General features: G+C 40.7%; 28 protein-coding genes. 17 read left to right on the top strand and 11 right to left on the bottom strand.

The genetic code is table 11. From position 1 onward, the window contains the following. Positions 1-4 precede the first annotated feature (4 nt). Complete coding sequence (locus AAEU28_RS08280; protein ID WP_421963686.1) at positions 5-1,189, top strand: vWA domain-containing protein; 1,185 nt, start codon at positions 5-7, stop codon at positions 1,187-1,189. Here AAEU28_RS08280 and AAEU28_RS08275 read toward each other — a convergent pair. The 4 genes from AAEU28_RS08275 to AAEU28_RS08260 form a co-directional block, all read right to left on the bottom strand. Next, entirely contained in the window at positions 1,186-1,701 is a 516-nt protein-coding gene (locus AAEU28_RS08275) for a helix-turn-helix transcriptional regulator (RefSeq protein ID WP_421963685.1), read from the bottom strand. The genes AAEU28_RS08280 and AAEU28_RS08275 overlap by 4 nt on opposite strands. A gap of 218 nt (positions 1,702-1,919) precedes the next feature. Continuing rightward, complete coding sequence (locus AAEU28_RS08270; protein ID WP_421963684.1) at positions 1,920-2,648, bottom strand: cytochrome b/b6 domain-containing protein; 729 nt, start codon at positions 2,646-2,648, stop codon at positions 1,920-1,922. A gap of 271 nt (positions 2,649-2,919) precedes the next feature. Further along, positions 2,920-3,168 (bottom strand): hypothetical protein, encoded by a 249-nt coding sequence (locus tag AAEU28_RS08265; protein ID WP_421963683.1) that lies wholly within the window; start codon positions 3,166-3,168, stop codon positions 2,920-2,922. Between the two features lie 125 nt (positions 3,169-3,293). Next, a complete protein-coding gene (locus tag AAEU28_RS08260) occupies positions 3,294-3,476 on the bottom strand; it encodes a hypothetical protein (RefSeq protein WP_421963682.1) in 183 nt (60 codons plus the stop codon). Positions 3,477-3,722: 246 nt separating this feature from the next. On the opposite strand from AAEU28_RS08260, the gene AAEU28_RS08255 reads away from it, so the two are divergent. Next, a complete protein-coding gene (locus AAEU28_RS08255; protein ID WP_421963681.1) occupies positions 3,723-3,971 on the top strand; it encodes a hypothetical protein in 249 nt (82 codons plus the stop codon). Between the two features lie 60 nt (positions 3,972-4,031). Here AAEU28_RS08255 and AAEU28_RS08250 read toward each other — a convergent pair whose 3' ends face one another. Continuing rightward, positions 4,032-4,313 carry a hypothetical protein gene (locus AAEU28_RS08250; RefSeq protein ID WP_421963680.1) on the bottom strand — a complete coding sequence of 94 codons (282 nt, stop codon included), beginning with the start codon at positions 4,311-4,313 and terminating at the stop codon, positions 4,032-4,034. A 146-nt stretch (positions 4,314-4,459) separates the two neighbouring features. Here AAEU28_RS08250 and AAEU28_RS08245 point away from each other — a divergent pair, with 146 nt between their 5' ends. Then, positions 4,460-5,176: a substrate-binding periplasmic protein gene (locus AAEU28_RS08245; protein WP_421963679.1), complete on the top strand. Its 717-nt coding sequence runs from the start codon at positions 4,460-4,462 to the stop codon at positions 5,174-5,176. On the opposite strand, the gene AAEU28_RS08240 is transcribed toward AAEU28_RS08245, so the two are convergent. Then, entirely contained in the window at positions 5,160-6,353 is a 1,194-nt protein-coding gene (locus AAEU28_RS08240; protein ID WP_421963678.1) for an acyltransferase family protein, read from the bottom strand. The genes AAEU28_RS08245 and AAEU28_RS08240 overlap by 17 nt on opposite strands. A 163-nt stretch (positions 6,354-6,516) precedes the next feature. Here AAEU28_RS08240 and AAEU28_RS08235 point away from each other — a divergent pair, with 163 nt between their 5' ends. The 4 genes from AAEU28_RS08235 (at position 6,517) to AAEU28_RS08220 (ending at position 10,718) form a co-directional block, all read left to right on the top strand. Beyond that, entirely contained in the window at positions 6,517-7,212 is a 696-nt protein-coding gene (locus tag AAEU28_RS08235; RefSeq protein WP_421963677.1) for a VC0807 family protein, read from the top strand. A 198-nt stretch (positions 7,213-7,410) separates the two neighbouring features. Continuing rightward, positions 7,411-8,409 carry a Kelch repeat-containing protein gene (locus AAEU28_RS08230; RefSeq protein ID WP_421963676.1) on the top strand — a complete coding sequence of 333 codons (999 nt, stop codon included), beginning with the start codon at positions 7,411-7,413 and terminating at the stop codon, positions 8,407-8,409. Positions 8,410-8,499: 90 nt separating this feature from the next. Then, positions 8,500-8,679, top strand: a complete 180-nt coding sequence (locus tag AAEU28_RS08225) for a hypothetical protein (RefSeq protein WP_138479997.1) — start codon at positions 8,500-8,502, stop codon at positions 8,677-8,679. 347 nt (positions 8,680-9,026) lie between these two features. Then, positions 9,027-10,718 (top strand): immunoglobulin-like domain-containing protein, encoded by a 1,692-nt coding sequence (locus tag AAEU28_RS08220; RefSeq protein ID WP_421963675.1) that lies wholly within the window; start codon positions 9,027-9,029, stop codon positions 10,716-10,718. A 189-nt stretch (positions 10,719-10,907) separates the two neighbouring features. Here the strand turns inward: AAEU28_RS08220 and AAEU28_RS08215 are convergent, their stop codons facing one another. Beyond that, positions 10,908-11,075 carry a hypothetical protein gene (locus tag AAEU28_RS08215; protein ID WP_421963674.1) on the bottom strand — a complete coding sequence of 56 codons (168 nt, stop codon included), beginning with the start codon at positions 11,073-11,075 and terminating at the stop codon, positions 10,908-10,910. A 33-nt stretch (positions 11,076-11,108) separates the two neighbouring features. Beyond that, positions 11,109-12,518 (bottom strand): L-cystine transporter, encoded by a 1,410-nt coding sequence (locus AAEU28_RS08210; protein WP_421963673.1) that lies wholly within the window; start codon positions 12,516-12,518, stop codon positions 11,109-11,111. 310 nt (positions 12,519-12,828) lie between these two features. Between AAEU28_RS08210 and AAEU28_RS08205 the strand changes: the two genes are divergently transcribed. Further along, positions 12,829-13,137, top strand: coding sequence for a hypothetical protein (locus AAEU28_RS08205; RefSeq protein WP_058028923.1), 309 nt, complete (start codon positions 12,829-12,831; stop codon positions 13,135-13,137). 103 nt (positions 13,138-13,240) lie between these two features. Here AAEU28_RS08205 and def read toward each other — a convergent pair whose 3' ends face one another. Then, positions 13,241-13,789, bottom strand: coding sequence for a peptide deformylase (gene def, locus AAEU28_RS08200; protein WP_421963672.1), 549 nt, complete (start codon positions 13,787-13,789; stop codon positions 13,241-13,243). 185 nt (positions 13,790-13,974) lie between these two features. Here def and AAEU28_RS08195 point away from each other — a divergent pair, with 185 nt between their 5' ends. The 6 genes from AAEU28_RS08195 to AAEU28_RS08170 all read left to right on the top strand — a co-directional run bounded on the left by AAEU28_RS08195 (position 13,975) and on the right by AAEU28_RS08170 (position 18,326). After that, complete coding sequence (locus AAEU28_RS08195; RefSeq protein WP_421963671.1) at positions 13,975-14,553, top strand: MotA/TolQ/ExbB proton channel family protein; 579 nt, start codon at positions 13,975-13,977, stop codon at positions 14,551-14,553. Next, positions 14,540-14,947 carry an ExbD/TolR family protein gene (locus tag AAEU28_RS08190; RefSeq protein ID WP_421963670.1) on the top strand — a complete coding sequence of 136 codons (408 nt, stop codon included), beginning with the start codon at positions 14,540-14,542 and terminating at the stop codon, positions 14,945-14,947. Before AAEU28_RS08195 ends, AAEU28_RS08190 begins: the two co-directional genes overlap by 14 nt. Then, positions 14,916-15,623, top strand: a complete 708-nt coding sequence (locus tag AAEU28_RS08185; protein WP_421963669.1) for an energy transducer TonB — start codon at positions 14,916-14,918, stop codon at positions 15,621-15,623. The genes AAEU28_RS08190 and AAEU28_RS08185 overlap by 32 nt, the downstream gene beginning before the upstream one ends. Positions 15,624-15,854: 231 nt before the next feature. Continuing rightward, a complete protein-coding gene (locus AAEU28_RS08180) occupies positions 15,855-16,652 on the top strand; it encodes a hypothetical protein (protein WP_421963668.1) in 798 nt (265 codons plus the stop codon). A 215-nt stretch (positions 16,653-16,867) separates the two neighbouring features. After that, on the top strand, positions 16,868-17,176 hold the full coding sequence (locus AAEU28_RS08175; protein ID WP_421963667.1) for a DUF6172 family protein: 309 nt from the start codon (positions 16,868-16,870) through the stop codon (positions 17,174-17,176). A gap of 283 nt (positions 17,177-17,459) precedes the next feature. After that, positions 17,460-18,326, top strand: coding sequence for an AraC family transcriptional regulator (locus AAEU28_RS08170; RefSeq protein WP_421963666.1), 867 nt, complete (start codon positions 17,460-17,462; stop codon positions 18,324-18,326). Positions 18,327-18,417: 91 nt separating this feature from the next. Here the strand turns inward: AAEU28_RS08170 and AAEU28_RS08165 are convergent, their stop codons facing one another. Further along, positions 18,418-19,200 (bottom strand): DUF1461 domain-containing protein, encoded by a 783-nt coding sequence (locus AAEU28_RS08165; RefSeq protein WP_421963665.1) that lies wholly within the window; start codon positions 19,198-19,200, stop codon positions 18,418-18,420. 118 nt (positions 19,201-19,318) lie between these two features. Further along, positions 19,319-20,191 carry a pirin family protein gene (locus AAEU28_RS08160; protein ID WP_421963664.1) on the bottom strand — a complete coding sequence of 291 codons (873 nt, stop codon included), beginning with the start codon at positions 20,189-20,191 and terminating at the stop codon, positions 19,319-19,321. 116 nt (positions 20,192-20,307) lie between these two features. Here AAEU28_RS08160 and AAEU28_RS08155 point away from each other — a divergent pair, with 116 nt between their 5' ends. The 3 genes from AAEU28_RS08155 to AAEU28_RS08145 all read left to right on the top strand — a co-directional run bounded on the left by AAEU28_RS08155 (position 20,308) and on the right by AAEU28_RS08145 (position 24,090). Beyond that, on the top strand, positions 20,308-21,213 hold the full coding sequence (locus AAEU28_RS08155) for a LysR substrate-binding domain-containing protein (protein ID WP_421963663.1): 906 nt from the start codon (positions 20,308-20,310) through the stop codon (positions 21,211-21,213). A 169-nt stretch (positions 21,214-21,382) separates the two neighbouring features. Beyond that, the gene (locus AAEU28_RS08150) at positions 21,383-22,231 is read left to right on the top strand and encodes an HAD family hydrolase (RefSeq protein WP_421963662.1); all 849 of its coding nucleotides are present in this window, start codon (positions 21,383-21,385) and stop codon (positions 22,229-22,231) included. 119 nt (positions 22,232-22,350) lie between these two features. Next, positions 22,351-24,090: a hypothetical protein gene (locus AAEU28_RS08145; protein WP_421963661.1), complete on the top strand. Its 1,740-nt coding sequence runs from the start codon at positions 22,351-22,353 to the stop codon at positions 24,088-24,090. Positions 24,091-24,126: the final 36 nt, after the last annotated feature.

Below are 24,126 nucleotides of genomic sequence, written 5' to 3'. Positions count from 1 at the left end.
CCCCATGCTTATCGATTTTTTCTTCACCCTAAAAAGATATCGCGTAAAGGCCAGCTTGCGCGAGCTACTCGATTTAATTAACGCCTTAAAGCAACAAGTGGTGTTTGCCGACATTGACGGCTTTTATGAGCTTGCCAAACTGTGCTTGGTGAAAGACGAAACCCAATTCGATAAATTCGACCGCGCCTTTGCCGAGTATTTTGAAGGCGTTGAAAGCATCGATATTTTTAGTCAGTTACAACAACATAATCTGCCCAGCGATTGGCTAAGAAAAGAGTTTGAAAAACAGCTCAGTGAAGAAGAAAAAGCGCAGCTTAAATCACTCGGTGGCCTAGACAAACTTATGGAAACCCTTGCCGAGCGTTTGAAAGAGCAACAAAAGCGACATGCTGGCGGTAACAAATGGGTTGGCACGGGCGGCACTTCGCCGTTTGGTGCCTACGGCTATAACCCTGAGGGTATTCGCATAGGCCAGGGTGGTAACCGCCATCGTCGAGCTGTGAAAGTTTGGGACAAACGTCAGTTTAAAAACCTCGACCAAGATGCCGATATCAGCTCGCGCACCATGAAGCTGGCGCTCAAGAAACTGCGCAAATTTGCCCGCAGTGGCGAAAGTGACGAACTCGATTTAAACCACACTATCGCAGCCACTGCCAAGCAAGGCGGTATGCTCGATGTAAGAATGCAGCCGCAGCGTCATAATGCCGTTAAAGTGCTGATGTTTTTTGACATCGGCGGCTCGATGGACGATTACATTCACACCTGTGAAGAGTTATTCAGCGCTGCGCACAGTGAATTTAAGCACTTAGAGTTTTTCTACTTTCATAACTGTCTTTATGAACACGTTTGGCAAGACAATGAACGTCGCTTCCAAAACGTGCTCGACACCATGACAGTGATCAACCGTTTCGGTTCAGATTACAAAGTGATTTTTGTCGGCGATGCCACTATGGGCCCTTATGAAATCAACTACCCCGGCGGTAGCGTTGAACATTGGAATGAAGAGCCCGGCAGCGCCTGGTTAAAACGCATCACCAATCATTTTGATAATGTAGTTTGGTTAAACCCACAACCAGTAGATTATTGGCGTTACTATCATTCAATCGACATCATTTATGAACTAATGGATAAACGCATGTATCCGTTAACGTTAGATGGCATTGGACAGGCAATTAAGGCGCTGGGTTAGTCCGGTTCCCTAGCTGGCAACAAGTCTTCTAAAAAGAACGCCGAGAGTTCTGAACGACCACTGAGGCCTGCTTTTGCATAGATAGACATAGACTGGGCACGGGCAGTTTTTTCGCTCGTGCCTCTAAGCTCAGCAAGCTCTTTTAAACTCATGCCTTTTAACAATAAAAACGCCACTTCTCGCTCTGCGGGGGTGAGCTGCCAAAGGGTTAATTGCTCATCAATTAAAATCGATAAACCATCTAAATAGGTTTTAGATTTCTCGCGCCACAATTCGGCCTCTGCTCGATAATCTTTCGCCAGTGCCCGCTCAGACTGTAAGTCTTGTTTAAGCTGAACAATGTCTTTAAAAATATACGCAATACCAATGAGCGCCATAACCCCCGCGGCTCCCTCAATAACAAGATGCCACAGTGCCACACCTTCTTTTAAATCGGTAGAGAGATCTACTGCGATTAATACCGTAATTATTAACAAGGTAGACAGTAAAATCAGACGGTCTTTACGAGTCATAATACCAATCCTCTTAATTAAGAGATCCCTTATGAGGCAAGGAAAATTTGTCGATAACACCGCTCACGCGTCCTGCTATCGCCGAGGTACCTACATCCATATAGGCAAGGCGAAAGTTTTGCGATTTAGTAACTCTAAATAAGAAATTTTTAACGCAGTTAGCGTCAGTTTTAATCCCTCAAAATGATTGAGTATTATTGAGGGTTGGTATCACAACTCTATTCATGCTCATCATTTTCATAGTGCTCATCATGCGCTTTGTGCTCGTCAGTTTCAAACTCTGATAACTGCCAAGTTACCCCAAAAATTGAAGTTGTACGCGTGTGTGGATCAAATTGTGCTATCAAAGTCGTGGTAAATAGCAAAGTAGCCACCAAGCACAGCACGCCCAAAATGGTAAATGTGGCCACATGTTTAGTGTCATCTGATACCGACTTTTCACCGCTTACCATACTTTTACCTATGGGATCCCGATATTTAATGGTGTGCAGCACAATGCCACATAAATGCAATACCACCACCAGCATAAACGCATTGGCGCATAACTCGTGCACCTCTTCAATCACCTCATTAAATGATCCATTGGTCATCAAAAAGCCTGTTACACCTAAACAGGCCGCTAATAACATCATAGTGATTGCCGCCCAGCTCGAAGCAGGATTATGCCCCACTGAGTGCGAATTGCTGCCACTCAGTGCTCCTTTCAAGTAATGCATTAACGCGGATGGGTTTAAATTAAAATCAGAAAACTTGGCGTGTTTAGTGCCTACAAAACCCCAAATAACACGCCAGATAAGCGCCATGCACATGGTTGATCCTGCGATCATGTGATACGAAAAAGTGGCTTGCTCATCGTCTATGGTATTAGCAAGGGTAAAAGCAGTTAAAAAGCCAAAGGCAAAAAGCCAGTGAAACACTCTTGTGGGTAAATCATAAACGCGGATCATCGTGGTCGCTCCAACAGTAAAAATCGATATTGAAGATAAACATCAAAATCTAAAATTACATGGAGCAAATGTCTTAGACTGGCCTATTGGGCAAATGACCTATAAAAATTAACGAGCACTTTTATATAGTTAGCGGGTTGCGGGTTGCGGGTTGCGGGTTGCGGGTTGCGGGTTGCGGCAATAATAAGTCGCGTTAATGTGAGAAGCCACTTTGTAAGACTCATTATGGGCAAACAAAATCACTTCTCATTAGCTGGTGGCAGGGTGTTAATTAGTGGCGTTTTTTAACCCCATAGCGCACCATGTCTTTGCCGTTTTCGTAAACGTCTTGTGATACCCAGCGACCAAGTAAAAGCTGATGTTTATCATCTAATACCGCAACAAATGGGCGACCATTACTGTTATTGGTTGCTAAAGCAACCCCTTCAACATTGGTTAGTCCTAAACCACCGTTTTCAACCAATAATAAAAAAGCTTCAAGCTCTTCAAGTGTTTCAATGATGTCGTTTTCTTTAATCATGTTTTCATGCTCTAAATACTGAATGAGCATAGGATATCAGGTGTTTGCATAAGTATAAATTAGCAGGTGTTTTGAGTATGGATAAGAGCCTGTTAGCTGCAGGCTCTGTTTGAATGAAATACCGTTTACATCACCGTACAGTCTTTTTGGTCAGTCACATAGCAGGTTTCTGTTACTAAGCATTTTTTATCACGACTACACCATTCAGTGATTTTCACACCACCGACAACTTGAGGAGTTGCTTGCAGGTGTAAAGCTGAATCTTTTGATAATGATTTTAGTGGCTTCTTTTGTAATTTTAATTTCATGTTTTTCCTTAAAAGTTTTACCCTTAGTGGGTTTAATCAAATTAAGTAAAGACTCTATAGTCGTCAATAGAACTTCACATCAAGTTACAAATTAAGCATCGACTAGCATCCCAGTACCGCCGAGCCTTACAAAGCACCGTCACCTGAAATCGCTCCGTGCCGCTTGATATTTTTTTGTTTAAAGATAAATTAATTTCTGCTGTACCAAATTCAGGTTCAGCTATGTTTAATAAAAGGAAATTAATTATGAAATGTAAGACATTAATTATCGCTGCTGCGACATTTATTATTACCACAGCTTCGGCTCAACAGGCTGTTGCGGCTTCAACACAACAAGCACAAGGTCAAACCTTCTACGAAGTGCTATGTCATGATGCAAATACAAATAGACTGATCTCAAGATACATTTGGGATAGCTATGACGAAGCGAAAATTGATTTAAGCACCTGTGAATTTATGGGTGGGGTTGGCAGCTTGAGTATTGGTCGACGATAAAAAAGTTAAGTCAGAACAATATAGAGTAATCACAAGGTATGTGGTTACTCTAAATAAGACCTAAAAGCCTTTTTCATTTTTCTTCGTTTCAAAGCAATACTTATCAACTGATTTTTGATGCGTTTTAAGTGCACTTTTATCCTGCTCTTCTATTGCTAATTTGTGGTCAAATTGCGCTTTCAAACAACGTTGTTTGAGTGCTTTATTCTGTTTATTCAATGCTTTGTTACTTTCAGCACAATGCTGTGAACCTGTAATTAAAAAGCAATTTACTTCAGGATCTGCACTGCATCCGCTGAGGGCTAACATAAATAAGATAACAAAGGTCGTCAAGCGGCTCATTTTTCATTCTTTCCTTAAAATTGATAATTGAGTTAAACTGAAAGTAATTCACATAAAGTATGTCATATGGCTTGCACGTAAACTGTTAAATTATGTACAAGCATGCTTTTAAATTTACTTCTCCTTATTATTAAAGGCCAAATCAAATGCACTTAGTGAAAGCATGTTTGATACTTTTACTAATAACAACACATTTTACCCAAGCACAGACACAGCCAATAAAAGCGTGTATTGACGACCACCCTCCCTATCAGGTGCTCGAGCCTTCGCCTTCTGGTGTGCATATTGATGCTCTGAGGGTACTTGCCACAGTGCTAAATAAAGAGATTACATTTATAAAGTCGCCTAATTTTGCCCGCTGTGTCGCTTTCTTAGAAAGTGGAGAAGTAGATGTCATTGCAGGTTTAAGTCCAACAACACCTAGAAAGCAGTTTGCGTTTTTCGCGCCTTTCAAAACAGCAGACCAATTACGTGTTATCTCAAAAAAACAAATTAGAGTTACAAAATATGAAGATCTGTACGGAAAAATTATCGGCGTCGCAAGAGGTGAAAGCTACTTCCCACGTTTCGATAAAGACACATCCCTAGACAAGATCTCAATTCAAAATGCCAGAGTGGGCTTTTCATTATTGCTCAAAGACCGCATCGATATTCTTATGGTCAGCCCCGAAAAGTTTGCTTCTCTATCAAAAGAACAAGACCTCTCGACATTATGGATTTCACCTATCTCGTTAGATAAAGCAAGAGCCAAAGAAACCTTCTTTGGCTTTAGTAAAAAGCATAAGCTTAATATGTCTAATGCAGAATTAATCAGAATCGTTGATAAAGCGTATGAAGCTGGCGCATTTAAGCCAATTTATTAAACCCTTTAACGCTGCGCTTCTTACCATTTAAAAAGGTACCTATAAATGTACTTCTTACAAAAAGGTGATAACTCAAAATAGACAAAACAAAAGTCACTAATATAGATACGTTGAATTTTATAAACACATTAAATGAAGTGTTGATTAAAACAAATTGAATAATCATCAAAATAGGAAGGTGAATAAGGTAAACCCAGTAAGAAGCATCTGAAAGGTAACGACTTAAATTGTTGGGCTTATTCAACCATTTGTAACCTGATAAATAGCACACCGCAGTCCAACTAAGAATGGCTAAGGTTTGCATCACAACTAAAAACGCATCGACTTCAACATGCACTACCCCGCCATTGTTTATAGCCGTAACCACATCTACTATCGCCAACGGAGCTGGCAAATGGGCAAAATAAAAGTAGCTGCTCACAACGGCAATAAGTAACAGATAAACTATTTTTTTTTCATACCTTCGGATCACACTATGGTGATGAAAAAGGCTTGCGCCAACCAAAAACAATACCCCATAAAAGCCATATGACCATAACTGAGGAAAAAGCTTATCTGGTGGAGGAAATGGGATCATCTGCTGCGACATAGAAACTCCAACAACAAAAGGTAACACCGCAATAAGAAAGATAGGTCGGCTTATAAAACCCATGATGGCTTGAAAACCACTTTGCCATTTAGACAGCAACCAAAACACACAACAGAACTGAAACAAATTAAATAAGAACCATAAATGCATGGTGCTGATAGTCGGCGATTCAACTAACTCGAACAATTCAAAAATGGGCGGGCGGTATTGCACAAAAGATGCAGCCCAAAATGAGATTGCGAGGGTTGAACCTAAAATTATGGGCAGAAATACCAGAAAAGGTAAAAACACCCGCTTAAAACGATTGAAGAGGTAGCTATTTTCTCCTCTTAAATTGACCAATAAAGCCCCACAAAAACCTGCAATAACAAAGAATAAGGGCATTCTGAATAAGTGTGTCCACTTCGCTATAAAATCAAATACTATATGGTTAGTCACATCAGACGTGAGCCAGATATTTTGAAATGATGCACCGTATGCAAGTGCCGCATGAAATACAATGCCGAGTAACAATGCAATGGTGCGAAGATTATCAATATAATGATATCGAGTATGTTTAATCATGTTTTCATCCTTGGTAGTTTCCATGAGTTTACCTCATTACAGGTACAAAATTATAAGTCACAACAAGTAATTCGCGTAACGAAATGTTTCGAGATGAAACACTAAAAAACGCGTTTTATCTGCTTGGTGAAGTCGATGACTTTAACGTACACTGCTGCAGTGCTTTAGTTACTAATATGAGGTTTCTGTGACGCAGCAAGAAAACAAACCAAGTGGATTTTTCAGTCAACTTTTATTCAATATCATAGTGCCCGTTATCATCCTGACTCGCTTTTCAGGTGAAGAACACCTCGGGCCAAGCCTAGGTGTTGCGGTAGCGCTTGCCTTTCCTCTAGGGTTTGGTCTTTGGGAATTAAAAAAAGTCGGTAAATTTAGTTTTATTTCTATCTTAGGTATCGTTTCTGTCTTATTGACTGGCGGGATCAGCTTACTAGAGCTCGATGTGAAATACATCGCTATTAAAGAAGCGCTGGTACCGGGCTTAATCGCAATTGCGATTTTTGTCAGTCAACACACTAAGTACCCGCTTTTAAAAACTATGTTGTTTAATCAAAATACGTTAGACGTGGCGCGCATAGAAAAAGCACTCGCAGAACAAGGTAACTTAGAAAAACTACCTAAAATACAAACTACAGCATCGAATATTTTAGGGGCTTCGTTTGTATTTTCTTCAGCGATGAATTACATCTTAGCCAAAGTGATTGTCGTGAGCCCAACTGGCACTGAGGCTTTTAACAATGAACTTGGTAGGATGACAGCACTCAGCTATCCAGTGATAGCTATTCCAAGCATGATTTTATTTTTTGTTGCACTCTATTATTTGCTTAACTCAATCAAAAAGCTGTCTGGGTTATCGCTAGAAGAGATGTTTCCCGATAACTAACTTCTCTTAAGATTAAGCTTTCATCTATGACGTGTATGAATTTTATTCACCCACGTCGTAGTTCGCCTATCTCCTTTTAAATTCAGCAACTTAGCAATCGCCTCTCTAAGTATATAACTCATACCAACCTTCACCTGTACCTAAAAAGATTAATTTCTGTATGCTAAACATCTGATATTTAAGTTTTTAAGGAAAATTATGCGCTCGCCATTTACCGCACTATGTCTGCTCTTATCTGCGACTTTAGCTAATGATTTGTTCGCACACGAAGTTCCACCCGCTTTACCCGAAGCTGTACAAGAAATATATCCAGCAGTTTATAAGAATAAGATTTGGGTTGCTGGCGGCATTTCTTCAACCCTGCCTGCAGAGCAAGGCAATATGACCGCCAAAGTACATTTTTGGTCAACCGAAGAAAAGCAATGGCAACAAGCCCCTAGCTTACCTGAAGGTCGACATCATACTTATCTTCAGGCAGCAGCAGGAAAGCTCTTTGCTTTTGGCGGCTTTATAAACTCAGCACAAGGGCAATGGCTGAATACAGCTGATGTGTTATTACTCGATGAAACAAAAAATACATGGATCAAAGTTGCCGAGCTCCCTATCCCTTTGAGTGAAACGGTTGGAACTGTTATCAAGGGTAAAATTCATTTGGCAGGCGGAAGAAGCCCACAAAAAAACCAAAATGGACAATGGCAACACAGTACGGATACCGCTGCTCATTTTGTGTTTAATCCTACAGACTATACGTTTACACACGCAAAACCGCTGCCAACCCCTCGCAATAGCGCAGCGACGGTAACAAGCAAGCATGGCTGGATAGTTATAGGTGGCCGACAAATGGGGGGAAGTAATTTGTCAGAAGTTTTACTTTACAACGCCAAGCTTGATACTTGGCAACCCTTAGCGCATTTACCTGAACCAAGAGCCGGACATGCAGCAACAATCATCAATGAGAGTATTTACGTGTTTGGTGGTGAACATCACAGCGGCGTTTATCAAAATATTCTAAAATATGATTTAAAAACAGATGCTTGGCACAGCATATCAAAGTGGCCAGCGGCCCTTCATGGTTTAGGCTCGGTAACGCTTAATGGCACACCATGGCTGATAGGGGGTGCACGTCATAGTGGCTTAGCTAACACAAGTAATGCACTGCTTGATGCCAATAAAGTGATAACGCCTCAAAAGTTATAGTCAGGATATTGTTAAGTTGTATTTTTTTCATTTGCCAAAGTACGCTTTTTACCGATAATTTTTTTAACGTTTTATTTACAAGGAAACATTATGAAACTACAAATCAAAAAGCAGTCACTTAAACAACTTTCACAAAAATCTTTGAGTAATGACCAAACAGCAAAAATTGCTGCGGGTTACTTCACGCCAGATCCATATTCTTGGCAAATGTGCCCGACTCACCCTGCGCTTTGTCAAAGTGCGCAAATCACGCAATGCTGGAAAGATTAAGGCATAGCAACTCAATATCTCATATTAATTATGATGATTAAATTTAAATTAATGAAAATTTAGAATCGTGCAGTAGCACGATTCTTTTATTTCTCCCGCCCCTTCCTAACCCATTCTCCTGATATCAAAAAGTACCTTTATTAGAAAAATTCATTTTCCAAACTCATATAGATGACGGTAGGTTATTTACAATTATTTTACACAAGGTATATCAAGGATTGATGGTCGTACTCTACCTTGTCTTAATCAAGCCTAAAGTCTGGTTTGTCGTTTTTACTCCGAATTTAGGCAGTTAACTCGTCTGCAAATTATTGCATGGCATTAAAACAACAAAAGGAATTAATAACATGTTGAAAACATCAAATACCCTAGTTGCAGCAGTTGCAATGGGCCTTTCATCACTCGCTTCAGGCAGTGCCTTAGCGAGCTCTGGTGACCTTATGGTTAACCAACCAAGTGGTGTCGTTGTCGGTTATTGGCATAACTGGTGTGATGGCGCAGGATACAAAGGCGGTAATGCACCTTGTTTGACGCTAGAGCAAGTAAACAGCCAGTATAACGTCGTCAACGTCTCATTTATGAAGGTGTATGACCTTGCTGAGGGGCGTATTCCGACTTTTAAACTCGACCCAAAAATTGGGCTATCCGAGCAAGACTTTATTGCTCAAATTGCGAAATTGAATAGCCAAGGTCGCAGTGTATTACTTGCGCTAGGTGGCGCTGATGCATTAATTGGCCTAAAAACCGGTGACGAACAAGCATTCGCAGATGAAATTATCCGCTTAACTGATAAGTTTGGCTTTGATGGTTTAGACATCGACCTTGAACAAACAGCAGTTACTGCTGACGATAACCAAACCGTGATCCCTGCGGCACTGCGCCTTGTAAAAGACCACTATGCTGCGCAAGGCAAAAACTTTTTGGTGACTATGGCACCCGAATTCCCCTATTTAACACAAGCGGGTAAGTACATTCCTTACATCACTGCATTAAATGGTTATTACGATTGGATCAACCCACAGTTTTACAACCAAGGTGGTGACGGCGTGTATGTTGATGGTGTGGGTTGGATAGCGCAAACCAACGAATCGCTCAAGCAAGAGTTTATTTATTATATGTCTGACTCTCTTGCGAACGGGACTCGTGGCTTCCATCAAATCCCGCACGATAAACTGGTTTTTGGTATTCCAACCAACAACGATGCTGCGGCATCGGGCTATATTCAAAACCCAAATAACCTGTACAACGCGTTTAATCAGTTAAAACAGCAAGGCCAGCCACTTAAAGGGGTGATGACTTGGTCGGTAAACTGGGATATGGGTACCAACGCAGCTGGTACAGCCTACAACCAAAGCTTTATTAAAAGCTATGGCCCATTTATTCATGGTCAAGTAATCGATCCACCAAAGAATGCGCCAGTATTCAGCGGTGTGAGTAATGCGCGTGTTCGCCAAGGTGATGTGTTCGATGTACTCGCAGGTGTCAGTGCTACCGACAAAGAAGATGGTAACTTAACCAATAACATTATCGTTTCAGGCAATGTCGATACTTCAACAACAGGCCAATACGTATTGGTATATAGCGTCAGTGATTCAGCAGGTAACGAAACCAAGGCGACCAGAACAGTAGAAGTGTATAGCAACAAACCTGCGTTTAGTGGTGTAAGCGATGTGCAGATAGCGGTCGGCTCAAGCTTTAATGCGCTTGCAGGTGTTACGGCAGTTGATGAAGAAGACGGTGATTTAACAGCGAATATCACGGTTACAGGCAGCGTTGATACAAATACAGCAGGGCAATATCAACTGACTTATAGTGTGTCTGATAGTGCGCAGCAAACTACGACGGTCGTTCGCACAATTACCGTGTCTGATGCCTCATGCGCACAGCCATGGGATCGCAATACCGTGTACTTAGCCAATCAACTCGTAAGCCACAAAGGCGATATTTATAAAGCAGGTTGGTGGACGAAAGGCGAAGAGCCTGGCACAACAGGTCAATGGGGAGTTTGGCAGTTAGCGAATAACGCTTGCCAGCTATAACTAAATAACCAAAGTTAAGGCTAATTGGCCTGTTTATTAAGCCATTCATAGTGCTAAGTTTTACTATGGATGGCTTGTATAAAGCAGCTAATTTAGGTACAACCAATTAACCTTTTTTTAATAAGCATAATCAATGTCTTCAAATATTTACGTAAAACTTCTGATAGGATTGGCAGCTTTCAATTTATGCTACTTTTTGATTTCAGCTTTTACTGAACATCCATACTCAATCTCTACTGCAATTTCAGTGTCTTGTGGCATTGCGTTCGCTTCATTTCTTTCAAAAGTAAGCGCAGCTAAAAAATAATAAATGCTTTTCAGAATATTCAGGTGTTGAGCAATCAGAGTTGAAAGCATCGCACTCCCAACTCTGAGCACTCTCGAGTGAGACTAGGACGCTTTTGAAAACTGCTCGTTAGAGTGTGCCGAAGATACGTCATCCGATGCGACTTCTGCATTAGCTGCATCACCCAAAATACGATGGGTGATGGTACCCGCTGTCATTGAACCTGATACATTCAACGCGGTACGCGCCATATCAATCAGTGGCTCAATAGAAATAAGTAAGGCCGCTATCGTCACAGGTAACCCCATTGCTGGCAATACAATCAAGGCTGCGAAAGTTGCACCACCGCCAACGCCAGCAATACCAAACGAGCTAATAGTTATCATCGCAACCAATGACACAATAAAAGAGAAGCTCATTGGGTCAACCCCTACGGTCGGTGCAACCATAACCGCTAACATCGCAGGGTAAATACCCGCACAACCATTTTGACCAATGGTTGCGCCAAATGACGCTGATAAATTTGCTATGGCAGGTGGCACATTTAATTTGTTGATTTGCGTTTCAACATTAAGCGGTATCGTTGCGGCACTGCTTCGCGAGGTGAAAGCAAAGGTCAATACAGGCCAAATCTTTTGAAAATATTGTTTTGGGTTTACACCAAACATGCCCACCAGCAGGCCATGCACCACAAACATTAATAAAATAGCGACATAAGACGCAACGATAAACCCAAGTAAATTCAGAATGTCAGTAAGGCTAGAAGTCGCAACCACTTTCGCCATCAAAGCCGCTACACCATAAGGGGTCAGTGAAATCACCATTTTTACCAGTCGCATAACCACGGCTTGTAATGTTTCAACAAAAGTACGAATAGGTGCTTCTAACTCTTCACGCTCTTGCATCACTTTGCGTGCTGCAATGCCCGTTAAAATGCCAAAGATCACTACGGCGATAATCGACGTAGAGCGGTCCCATGCGAGATCTTGGAAAATATTCGTTGGAATAAAGCTCACCAGCATTTCGGGAATTGATAAATCACTGACTTTTTCCATTCGCGTTTCTAAGTCAGCAAGTCGAGTGGTTTCGCGTGCGCCTTCTGTCAGCCCCTCTGCGGTGAGACCAAAAAGCTGTGTAATAGTGATACCAATCAATGCAGCAATCATAGTGGTGATTAAAAGAATTGAAATGGAGATACCACTGATTTTGCCAAGAGCCCCTGACTTATCTAGCTTCACCACCGCGGCTATCATCGACACCAACACCAGTGGCATGATGATCATTTTAAGCAAACCGACATAGCCACTGCCGACCACATTGGTCCAAGCTAAGGTTTCTTGAATCGCAACGTGCCCTTCACCTAAGAAAAATTGCAGTGCTAAACCAAACACACTACCTAGAGATAAACCGATTAATACCAACCGAGAGAGTGGTGCCTCTTTTTGTTGTATTTTAAATAGCGCCAAGAGTATTGCTGCAAAGACAGCCAAACTCACCATAGCAATGAAAGACATAGTGTTAACCTATTAATACTGTTACTAACTTACAGACCTGAAAACCGACTGAATCAATTCATCGGTTAAGACGAAAACTTCTTATACGAAGGAAAACTCAAATTAGAAGATAATTTTTAAAGCTTTTACTCAACGCAGCACAGTAATAAATTATTGTCTTCGAGAAAAGATTGAATCGGAATGAGATATATTTTCGAGTTATGACATTGCTTAAATAGTAATGCTTGTCGCATTGTCTCTCACTGTTTTAGCCACTCAAGCTCAGGTATACTCCTGTGCAGTATTAACTCTCTGTCTTTTTGGTTCATTTATGAAGAAGCTTTCAAAAGTACAACAAAAGCAACAAGCCTTAGTTTTACAAATCGCTGATATGATCGAAGCGCAAGGTCGTGAAGAAATTCCAGGCATGCTGCAATGCTGGTTCGATGTGGAATACCATTTATTTCCAGGCTCGCTGTTATTGTGCTTTCAATTTGAAGATGAGCAATCGCTAGAAGCAGCAAAACCAGATTTATTAAAATGGCAGAAACGCTTAAGCGCAGCCATGCTAAAGAAAGGCGTGATCTTAAAAGATATGCGCAAACACTTAACCTTTACACTATTAGGTCCAGAAGATTAACGGCACAGAAGAATCAAAGTAAAAGCCTCTATTTTGACTCAAAATACTTAATCGCAAAAACTAATCAGGCTCACTTTTCAGTGAGCCTGATTAAATCCCATTCTTACCCCTGAGACATATAATGCTCATACCAATAGCTTTCACTCACTAAATCTTCCATCGACTCAAGCCTATCGATAAACGTTAGACCATCTAAGTGATCGATTTCATGTTGAAAGATACGTGCAATAAAGCCCGTAAAGGCGGTTTCATGCTGTAGCCCTTGCGCATCGTGATATTTTACTGTCACAGTTTGATGCCTAGGCACTAAGCCTCGCATACTCGGTACACTCAAACAACCTTCCCAGCCTTTTTCTGTTTCTTCACTGGCAGCGATTATCTCGGGGTTGATGATGGCAGTAGGGGCCATTAGAGGTGCGTCGGGGTATCGTGCATTAGGCTTTGAACACATAATAAAAATACGCAAGCTGTGATAAATTTGTGGCGCAGCTATCCCGACTCCACCAGCCTCTTCCACCGTAGACATCATGTCTTTTATCAAGTTTTGACATTCGTCGCCGAGAATATCTTCTACAATTTGCGCTTTTTGTTTCAACACTGGTTGACCTAGCTGAGCGATACCGGGGGTTAGCTTATGAGCGATTGAATGCATAAAAACTCTATTTTAGAAACTCGAAGATCATTTTTAAATAAAACCTACAGTGACTTTCTATGATAAATACTAACTATATCAGAAAGCTACTTTACCCAAAGGTAATATCATTAGTGGCATTGAAATTAATTAACATATGAGATAGGTTATTTTTAGTACCGATTACAAAGTCATAAAGAGTATGTATGGAAACATTATTTATAAAGGGAGGTATTTTTATGTGGCCTCTCTTAACGCTGCTTGTTGTTTCATTAATCATCTTAGTTGAACGAAGTATTTACTGGATAAAAGTTAATACTGATAAAAATTTAACTTACAGAACAACTTTATTGAATTCACTCCACATTAAAACAGCCGCAAACGGTATAAAAGACAGAGCTATCATACTTGCAGAACAATCGCAGAAAAAGAAAATCCTCTACAATGAAGAGATTGAGAATCATTTAAAGTCAACATTCATGAAGAATAACCGCTTCATGCGTTCTCTCGACGTTATCACTAGTGTAGCCCCGCTGTTTGGGATCTTAGGCACCATCTGGGGGATCATCAGCTCTTTTAATCTGGCGGGCTCATTTACAGATTTAGAGCCAGCGACAGCCATGGTAGGCATGGCAGAAGCCTTTATTACAACAGCCTTTGGGTTAATTGTCAGCCTTTTCTCTCTTTTTACATATAGTTACTTCCAAAGTATTTCCGAGAAAAACTTAGTTGAAGAAGATATGTTTCTCACCAATATGAAAGTAAAGCTAGATGGAACTGTCTAAATACTCAAAGCCAAATAGACCTGTAAACTTACTACCGCTTATGGATGTGATTTTCTTAGTGCTCGCGGTATTCTTTTACTTAATGTTGTTTATGGTGAGACATGAAGGTATGAAAGTAGATTTACCTAGTGCTGACAACTCACAATCTAACACGCAAGTATTCAAATCAATAAGTATTGATAGTGATAATAACCTATTTTTTGATAAGCAAGCTGTAGAGTGGGCACAGTTGAGTAAAAAGGTTGTCGAATTAAAGTCAACCCACAAAGATGACATTGTCATTTACATTGCCGCTGATAACAAAAGCCAATATGAATACTTCGTAAAAGTACTCGATACTTTAAAAAGCAATGAGATTTTCAATGTTAATATTGAAACGTCTGGATCTAAATAATGATTCACACCGCTTAATCATGGCGGTAACAATAGTCATGGTCGTAACCATCATGTTTGTTTCGCCATGGATGTCTTCTTCAAATGAACGACACAATTTCAGTTTCAAAAACACACTTAATTCTCTTTTTTCTCGACCTGCACAAGCCTCTGATTTCAGTTTATCGCAATTAACCTCCGCAAATAATTATAAATCAAATATCAATTTACTTACTCAGAAAGACAATGTATTAAAAGTGAGTATAGGCAATAAAAACAGCACCGGAGAGCAAGAGTCAGAAACAGAAAGTATAGACAAGTTCAAGGCCTCAAAAGGCCATGGCAAAGCAGAAACAAATCAACCTGCCCAGCTCAGCAAGAGCTCATTACCTACACCTGAATCTATTTTAATCTCTGGTGCTCTTTCAACCGAGTTAGTTTACCAAAATTTAACTGTAGGCGCGCCTCCAAGCTATAGTTATAAAGCCAGAAAGAATGAACTTGAAGGGAAAGTAGTTATCAAGTTATTAGTCAACAAGCACGGTCTGATCGACCTTATTACTATGACGAAGTCTTCTGGCCATAAAACGCTTGATGATGATGTGCTTAAAGCGGTAAACCTCTGGATCTTCGATACAAATGCAATAGGCCACAAAGCCAAAGAATTTATGATCGAGTTCAACTTCTCTTTAAACTAGTTGCAGGATTTAATTTGAAACCAGCTCTCTTCTATTGAGCCATATTCAAGTTAACCACCGTATAAATACTAATCTAGCTTTTTGACTGCCTCAGTTCACCCTAATTTATACCAATCACGCTAATTAAGTGATCTATTTTGAGGATTGGTATTAGCCCCTTTTAATTCCATCTAAACAGATTTTACAGTAAGCTTCTTGATTCTGTTTAACCCCAAACCAAAGGTAAATGTTTTGAGTAAAAGAATTGAACCTGAGCTGCCTAGTATTATGCCCGATTTAGACCAGGTTAAAGACTTTAAGCAGTCTCAAGCACCATCGAATCACAAAGCGCCTGCATTTGACAAAAGCGAGACGGTTAATCAACAACCCGCTAAATCAAGTAATACTGCATTATGGCTTTGTATCGTTTCAATCATTGGCTTTTCAATTGGCGGTTATACACTTCACCAGCAAAACTTAAAAACTCAGGCGAAACTGTTTGCCTCTGAGCAACGAATTCTCGAACTTGAGCGAGCTTTGTCTGCTACAGGTGAAGAAATGGGTGAATCTGCAGGCGCCATCAAAGCAAAGCTGAATGCCATTACCGAGCGTACCGATGAGCTTTGGACACAAATGGATAAGCTATGGGCATCAGCTTGGCGACGCAATCAGTCAGAAATTAAAAAACTGCGCGAGCAAACAGCAGCACTAGAGAATTCACAATCACAACAAAATAAAACACAATCTAATACAGCCTCTAGTATTAAGTCATTGTCAGATAACCAAGCTGATATGACGTTAAAGCTCTCTCTTTTACAAGAGCAATTAGATGATGCGCAATCAATCAAAAGTCAGTTAACTGCATTGAGTTCAGATATAGATAAACTAAAATCTCAAGCACAAACCAGAGATTCAAAACAGTTAGAAATTGGCGGCAGCATCGCACAGCTTGAAATGACGCAAAGTGCCCTCGTTGAGCAACTTGAGCGCCTTGAAACTAAACTTGCATCTGCGCCAAGCAAAACTCAATCGCAGCAAGCACTTAATTAATGAGGAGGCTGAAGCTATTTCAGCCCCCGATTTTTACAAGTCTCCTACTCGTTATTTACGCCGTCTGAGGCGTATCTAACTCGCCAGTTCGCTAATTATCGCGTAAACTTAACGGCTAAAGTTAATATTGATGAAATTGCGAGTTTCCTCGTTTATCAATGCCCCTACTCGACCAGCTAACGGCTGCTTGAGTCCTTGTTTGCTTGAAGGCAATTATGAAAAAAACATTTGAACTAACTCACCCTAAAATCAAAATCGCACGCCGTGTTGACGCGGTTAAGCATGAGCTAAAAAAGTATGTAAAACGCGAGCGTAATAAAAAGCTACCTGCAGGCGTTGATTACTGGGACTTTGACTGCAAATTCGGCAACACTGAAGCTGAAGCCGAAACTGTGCATTTATCACAAATCAATAAACTGATTGATAAAACACAAGATGAGAACTTAACGTCATTTTATGTTGAGATCTTAGCAAAGCCTGGTTTTAGAGAATCAGCAGACTTTGCTGATTTCGACGACGAGTAAATAGCTAAACTGGTTTCTTAGCTAATAAAATCTCCTACTGAACTGATTTATCATGGCTATGATATAAATATCAGTTCAGTTTATTTTTCACTTTGCTTTTTATTCTTATTCCTTACCTCTGCAAATCAAGTAAACGCCACTTAAACTCACCTAAAGTATAAAACCCCCTGAATTTGTGTTACCCATAACAAATACTCAAAGTTAGCAAACATTATCAAACGGCTTTGCATTACCTTATCAATGTCGCTGAACAATCACCTTAAATTAGATTTTGAGTGAAACCATGAACCATAAACTTGTTACCAAAAATCAGTATGAGCAACGCCTGCTTAGAGTTATCGACTACATCTATGAACATGTGGATGGCGAGCTGGATGTCAATGCACTTGCTGATGTGGCCTGTATGTCTAGTTATCACTTTCATCGTATATATCGTGAATTTGCCGGAGAGACCATCAATGTTACGGTAAGAAGAATGCGGTTATTAAAAGCAGCGGCGTATTTAGTGCGTAGTGACTTGTCTCAACAGCAAATTGCAAAACAGGTTGGCTATGGCAGTGTTGAAGCTTTTAACCGGGCGTTTAGTAAACACTATCAAGAAACACCAAACCAATATCGTGCAGCAAGAGCTGATAAGCAAGTGACCGTGCTTTATCCAAAATCAGATAAGGAATACAAAACCATGTACCAAGTTGAACAACAAACAACGCCCGCACTTTCATTAATCACCATTGATCACAGCGGTGACTATATGCAAATAGGCCAAGCATTTGAGAAGCTCTCAATGATGGCCGGCAAACTAGGTTTAATTAACGATAAAACACGCTTTTTTGGCATTTACTATGATGACCCTAAAACCGTTAAAGCGGATGAGTTAAGGTCAAAAGCCTGTATTACGGTTGATTTAAATACCCTCCCAGAACAGCATGAATTTGAAGTCATGAGCATTCCCGCTTCTAACTCTGTGTCTTTGCTATTTAAGGGTGATTACCCTGAACTTGAAAAGCCTTATGACTGGTTGTTTGGTGAATATTTACCAAGTAGCCAATATCAATTAAAAGACTTTCCACCGTTTGAAGAGTACTTAAACGACCTGCGAGAAGTAGCCCCGCAAGACCTGCTTACGCGTATTTATTGCTTGGTAGATTAAGTTACGGCCTTTTAGATTAAGAAACTGCATGCCTTGGTTTAACATAAGGCATGCAAATTAAGCGAGCTCCACTAAAGTAGACTTTAAGGCTCTATATCAAGCCCCTGCTTGGCGTAAATAAACCTGCTTTCTTATGCATCACGCTAGATAAAACGCGCTGTAAAACAAATACTGTGAATAACTGAACAACCAGCATACTGATAAGTAACAAGCCTCCTATATAAGCAAAGAGATTTGGCGCTTGCATTAAGGTAGTCATTAAAGATTCTTGATAATAAAAAAACCACTGATTATTTGCAGGAAATACCCATTCATGCACCTGATAAAACACAGCTTCAAAGCCTATTAATGCAACCAATACTAAACCCATTATCAGTGTACATAACATAATCCAATAGACGTCTTTTACTCTCAAACACACCGTTTTTTGAGCCCTTGTTTGGCGTTGGAATGACAATAAGAACAGTAAAACTGAGATAATAAACGCAGCATAGCATGCTGTTTGAATGTTATTTAACAACACCGCGACATCGTATAAGTGTTGTACCTCAGCGTCATGTAATAAGGGTTTACTCAGGTACGAACCTTTGGGGATATATACTATCGATTGTAACGCAGGTTTAACTTGCTCTAGTGGGAGATCAATACTCTGAGCTATCTCTTCAAAGAACTGCATATGCTGAGCTTGAGTGGTCGATTCAAACCCAGAACGATATTGGTTTTGCGGGCCATACTTTGCGATAGTCTTATCAATTTCTAGAGCGAGATACCAAACCGGGTAGGCAAAATTAACAGACGATATAGCCTGCCAAGATACAATAAAAGCGAGTGCGAGAGATAAAAACAGCGCACTCAATGTGGTTAGGACGCGCATTGAATTCCTTGTAAAGCAAACTTTTGTTTGGTCGTTTTATAAAAAGCTTTGTACCACACTCAACACATGTATTCACTCACTCGCACAAAGTGAGTGAACATTTCTTTGCAATCAAATGCTAATTCTTGCCTATTTGCCCCAACTCCCCTGCTTCATACTTAGCCACCACATCATCTATTTCTTTTTGCGTTGTCATGGCAAATGGACCTTGTTGAACAAACGCTTCTTTGATCGGCTCCCCCGACATCACAACAAAGTGACTTTGTTTAGAAACTGCTCCTCGCACCGTTAATTGTTGTAACTGCTCAAAAGTGAGTGCAATTGATGAGCCTTGCTTTAAGATTGTCCAATGGCCGCCTAACTGATACTCAATATCGCCCTCTACGGCATATAGCCATGTGTTAAACCCGCTTTGTACTTGATGCGTAAACTGTGCACGGTTATCAGCATAACCATCTAAGATGGTCACAGGCCAAACGGCATTGTCTTGTGAAGAGCGTCCATTACTTTCTCCTAACACCAAACGAATTCTATAACCTAGCCCCTCAAGAGTTGGCATGTCTTCTCGCTTTATATGCAGTGAACTTGGTGCTGCATGTTTTAGCTTTGCAGGTAGGTTTACAAAAACCTGTAAGCCATGAATTTTAGCCCCCGGTCTTGGCGCTTCATCATGAATTGCGCCGCTACCGGCATTGAGCCAATATAAATCACCCGCTTCAATATCAAAATCATTACCCAACGAATCACGGTTATTAAACTTTCCTTCAGTATCTTCAAACAGTACTGATACTGCTGAGATACCAGCATGAGGATGTGCGCCAAAAGTGGGTACTGTCATCGTATAATGGTCTGCCATGATCAAGGGGTCCATCACACCGTTAAATTGCTTATGGCGAAAGCCTAAACCGATAAAGCCTTCGCCAATATTAAGTGGGTTACCTGTCACTGGTGAGAAATCAATTGTTTCATTTTTGTTTTCATAAGTCGTCATTTTACTATTTCCTGTTGAATTCTTTGCGTTGAAATAACTATAACAACTTGGAATTGGCACAAAAACAGATAATAATCGGACTTATTGTTCCATATTTAGAACAACCTAATATATTCATGAAACTAGATCTCAACGACTATTACTACTTCGTGCACGTCGTAGAAAAGCAAGGTTACACAGCTGCGGCTACAGCATTGCAAATGCCAAAGTCTCGGTTGAGCCGACACGTAGCACAGCTTGAAGCCCGCCTAGGTGTTAGACTTCTGCAACGCACTTCTCGACATGTCGCGGTGACACAAGAAGGCCTGCACTTCTATGAGCATGCTCGTAAGCTCGTAGATGCCATGGAGCTGGCTGAGTCTGCCATGAAGAATACCCAAGGTGAACTCTCTGGCAACGCTGTGATCAGCTGCTCAACCGGAGTTGCTCAATACGCTCTAGGGGAGTTATTGATTGAGTTCGCCGAGCAACATCCACAGGTAAAAATAGAACAGCGCGTTTCAAACAGCATGACCAACCTGATCGCTGAAGGCGTCGACTTAGCAATTAGAGGCCACAGCACCGACCTACCCGACTCAAGCTTGATCCAACGTTCTATTGCGCGAGTCGACTGGGGGCTATTCGCTTCTCCCGCTCTGTTAGAAAAAGTGACACCATTAAGGGATGCTACCGACTTGGCTCACCTCAACTTCTTAAAGGTCGGTCGCTTTAATCAAGCTAGTACCATTAACCTCATTGATGATAAAGGCCAAAACACATCGCAAACGGTCATAGCAAAACTTTGCTCTGAAGATATGAGCACACTCAAGCGCGCAGCCATTGCTGGGCTGGGTGTTACCTCACTGCCAAATTATGTCTGTAAATCAGAGCTTAAAAGTGGAGAGCTTGTTCCAGTATTGCCTGAATACCTAACACAAGCAGCGAATTTAAGTTTAGTGATGCCATCAAGACTTGGTGTTCCAGCCCACATTAAAGCATTAGCCGACTTTATTCGTGACAAGCTACCCAGTGTGATGAATTGATAACTAAACCTAAGTGATACCTCTGTCATAATCTTTAGACATACTTTTAAGTGTTGCTATTAGACCGTGACTTCATTCACCGAGCAATGATCTATGTTAGGCTTTTGCAAGTAGAAACTTACATCAGCACAGATTATGTTCTTTGATATTTCAACCTAGGATCTTCAGCTTGAATATATATACCCAGCAAGAAATAAAACAACTCGTCGTATTTGATCTTGATAGAACTTTACTCAACAAACACTCGCAACTAACACCATTTACGCTTAAAACTCTTCGCGAAATGGACAAGCGAGGGATTCATTACACCATCGCCACAGGCAGAAGCTTTTTATCTGCAGAAGACATCATTAAAGATCACACATTTCCTCTGCCACAAATTTATACCAATGGCGTTGTTACTTATTGCCCGACACAGCAGCGTTTTAGCTTTGATAATTGTTTAGGCCTCGATGAAACATTAGCTGCAACTGAAATAATGATATCAAACTCTGCGCACCCATTTATTAATGCACTGGACGACCAAGGAGAGCGCATTGTTTTTCACGGCGAATATAAAAACCGATTTGAACAAGCACTGTTAGAGCAATTTGGGTTATCACCAAAAACGCGCATGTTGCCTTTAAGCAAGTTGAATCACGACTTTCAAATTACTAACATCAGTATGATTGGCCCCCGTGATGAAGTTATTTCAGTTCACAACACCATTGAAGCACTCAACCATTTAATCGCTTATTCAGGGCAAGCCATAGAACATGAGACATACCGCTGGATAGATGTGCATCATGCAAAAGCCACCAAGGGTACTGCAATCGCTAAATTAAAAGAAATGCTCAATATAGAATCAATCATTTGTTTTGGTGATGGTGACAACGATTTAAGTATGTTCGAAATTGCAGACGAATGTTACGCACCTGAAAATGCTAATATTGAGAATAAACAAGCAGCTACTGCTGTGATTGGCCATCATAACGAAGATGGGGTGGCGAAGTTTTTAACTGAACGTTTTTCACTATAAAGCGTACGGTAATTTAGGCTAAAAAGCCGTAACTAGCCCCTATTTTTGCTACTTTGGCTGGTAATATCCTGTTATCCTAAAAGGAACTTGAATAATAATAATTCTTATGGAGTAAGAATGTGAAAAAACTACTTTTAGCAGCAGTCACCGGGACCGCTTTTGCCTCTGGCGCATATTTTGTTTCTACTCAAAACAATTCATACACCCCATTACCACAATTAGATTATGTACCTGCCGATACTGTCTTTTTTTGGTCTCAGCTAGAAGGGTTTCCATACCTTGAATATCTAGACGTATTGCCTGAAGCATTTAAGAACACACATCAATTTGATGATCTGGTCGAGCTGATGCAACAAAGCGATACCTCTAGCAATGAGCGTTTCTTCGTTAGACTTATGGAAAGTTATACTAACAGCTTAAATTCTTCAGAAGCCTTTGCAAACACTTGGGGCGCTGACAATGACTTTAAAATGTTAAGTTATTCAGTGGGGCTTCTGCCTGTCGGCAGAGCGAAATTAGCCAATGTTGAAACCTTTGTACAAACGATTAAAACAGCCGCAGAACAATCTGGTGTGCGTTATGAAACGGCTGAATTAGCTGGCCTGCCTATTACCCGCTTTTTTATCGAGCAGGGAGATAAAAAGCTATTTGATATTGTTGTCTCAACCAAAGGTGATTGGGTCACACTCACTTTAGACACGGCCTTTAATACCGAAGAAGACTTAAAGGTGGCACTGGCAGCCACAAAACCTGCAAAAGCACTCAGTGAAACGAATCGCGTTGAACAATACATTAATGACTATCAGTTAGATGGCCAGTCACTCGCCTACCTTGACACAACTCTACTAGTTGATGCCCTTACTGCGAAAAACCCACAAAGCAATACCACAAGAATGCTTGATGGTTTGCTTGGTTTATTAGGGAGTGAAGACGACCTCGCCCTCATCCGAAATGAAGCTTGCCAACAAGATTTTGCTGATATGGCTAGTAATTGGCCTGCGATTGTATCCGGTACACAGAAAGTTGAAATCACACATAACTATGCTGATATTCAAGTATCTACTGTATTCGCATCGACAGACAAGAAAGTGCTTGATGCGATGAGCAACGCTCGCGGTTTTATCCCTGAGCACGCAAAAAATATGGGAGAGGCGATGATTTCTTTTGCATACGGCCTCAATGCGTCGAAAATTTCCCCTATGGTTAATACAGTGTGGGCACGTTTTGCTTCGGCTGAATTTAGTTGCCAACCTCTCGTCGCAGCGCAAGCGCAAAGTAAAGACGCAAACCCTGCGGCACTCGCAATGATGACCGGCATGCTTGGCTCTTTAAAAGGTGTCAGTTTAAGTCTTTTTGATGTCGAAATTGTGGAGCATGCACAAAACCCAGGGCAACCTGATTTCAAATCACTCAATGTACTTGCGACAATTTCTGCCGATGATGCTGAAGCTTTATTTAATATTGCTAAAAGCTTCGAACCTACACTCGCAGGAGTCACCTTACCTACAAATGGCTCTGCGATTGAAGTAAATGAATTTCTTCCTGCTGGCTATGAGTTAGATGCACCAATCTACCTTGCATTAAAAGGTAATCATTTAACTTTTTACACCGGTGAGCAAGGCAAAAAGTTTGCTGACACTTTAACTAAACAAACCGTTGAAGCAAACGGCATGATGGCATTTTCAATGAATTCCGATAAATTCTTTAAAGCACTCTTAAAGGGCGCCGAAATTGCAGGTGAAGAATTAGGTGACGAATTTGAACAGTTCATTGGTCAAAATACACAAATGCAAATTAACCTTGATGTTGCAGAGAAAGGGGTGGTTACTGACACCCAAATCATGATTAAAAAGCTTTAAAAATAGTCCCACTTATAAAACCTGCATACTTCAATT

The sequence above is a fragment of the Pseudoalteromonas sp. SS15 genome (assembly GCF_049257195.1).
Classification (GTDB): Bacteria; Pseudomonadota; Gammaproteobacteria; order Enterobacterales; family Alteromonadaceae; genus Pseudoalteromonas.
Note: the sequence above shows the minus strand (reverse complement) of the source record. Positions and strands in the feature narration are given on the sequence as shown.

Coding starts and splice junctions, on each gene's coding strand:
- AAEU28_RS08280 (WP_421963686.1), top strand. CDS start 5: ATGCTTATCGATTTTTTCTTCACCCTAAAAAGATATCGCGTAAAGGCC.
- AAEU28_RS08275 (WP_421963685.1), bottom strand. CDS start 1,701: ATGACTCGTAAAGACCGTCTGATTTTACTGTCTACCTTGTTAATAATT.
- AAEU28_RS08270 (WP_421963684.1), bottom strand. CDS start 2,648: ATGATCCGCGTTTATGATTTACCCACAAGAGTGTTTCACTGGCTTTTT.
- AAEU28_RS08265 (WP_421963683.1), bottom strand. CDS start 3,168: ATGATTAAAGAAAACGACATCATTGAAACACTTGAAGAGCTTGAAGCT.
- AAEU28_RS08260 (WP_421963682.1), bottom strand. CDS start 3,476: ATGAAATTAAAATTACAAAAGAAGCCACTAAAATCATTATCAAAAGAT.
- AAEU28_RS08255 (WP_421963681.1), top strand. CDS start 3,723: ATGAAATGTAAGACATTAATTATCGCTGCTGCGACATTTATTATTACC.
- AAEU28_RS08250 (WP_421963680.1), bottom strand. CDS start 4,313: ATGAGCCGCTTGACGACCTTTGTTATCTTATTTATGTTAGCCCTCAGC.
- AAEU28_RS08245 (WP_421963679.1), top strand. CDS start 4,460: ATGCACTTAGTGAAAGCATGTTTGATACTTTTACTAATAACAACACAT.
- AAEU28_RS08240 (WP_421963678.1), bottom strand. CDS start 6,353: ATGGAAACTACCAAGGATGAAAACATGATTAAACATACTCGATATCAT.
- AAEU28_RS08230 (WP_421963676.1), top strand. CDS start 7,411: ATGCGCTCGCCATTTACCGCACTATGTCTGCTCTTATCTGCGACTTTA.
- AAEU28_RS08225 (WP_138479997.1), top strand. CDS start 8,500: ATGAAACTACAAATCAAAAAGCAGTCACTTAAACAACTTTCACAAAAA.
- AAEU28_RS08220 (WP_421963675.1), top strand. CDS start 9,027: ATGTTGAAAACATCAAATACCCTAGTTGCAGCAGTTGCAATGGGCCTT.
- AAEU28_RS08215 (WP_421963674.1), bottom strand. CDS start 11,075: ATGCTTTCAACTCTGATTGCTCAACACCTGAATATTCTGAAAAGCATT.
- AAEU28_RS08210 (WP_421963673.1), bottom strand. CDS start 12,518: ATGTCTTTCATTGCTATGGTGAGTTTGGCTGTCTTTGCAGCAATACTC.
- AAEU28_RS08205 (WP_058028923.1), top strand. CDS start 12,829: ATGAAGAAGCTTTCAAAAGTACAACAAAAGCAACAAGCCTTAGTTTTA.
- def (WP_421963672.1), bottom strand. CDS start 13,789: ATGCATTCAATCGCTCATAAGCTAACCCCCGGTATCGCTCAGCTAGGT.
- AAEU28_RS08195 (WP_421963671.1), top strand. CDS start 13,975: ATGGAAACATTATTTATAAAGGGAGGTATTTTTATGTGGCCTCTCTTA.
- AAEU28_RS08190 (WP_421963670.1), top strand. CDS start 14,540: ATGGAACTGTCTAAATACTCAAAGCCAAATAGACCTGTAAACTTACTA.
- AAEU28_RS08185 (WP_421963669.1), top strand. CDS start 14,916: ATGTTAATATTGAAACGTCTGGATCTAAATAATGATTCACACCGCTTA.
- AAEU28_RS08175 (WP_421963667.1), top strand. CDS start 16,868: ATGAAAAAAACATTTGAACTAACTCACCCTAAAATCAAAATCGCACGC.
- AAEU28_RS08170 (WP_421963666.1), top strand. CDS start 17,460: ATGAACCATAAACTTGTTACCAAAAATCAGTATGAGCAACGCCTGCTT.
- AAEU28_RS08165 (WP_421963665.1), bottom strand. CDS start 19,200: ATGCGCGTCCTAACCACATTGAGTGCGCTGTTTTTATCTCTCGCACTC.
- AAEU28_RS08160 (WP_421963664.1), bottom strand. CDS start 20,191: ATGACGACTTATGAAAACAAAAATGAAACAATTGATTTCTCACCAGTG.
- AAEU28_RS08155 (WP_421963663.1), top strand. CDS start 20,308: ATGAAACTAGATCTCAACGACTATTACTACTTCGTGCACGTCGTAGAA.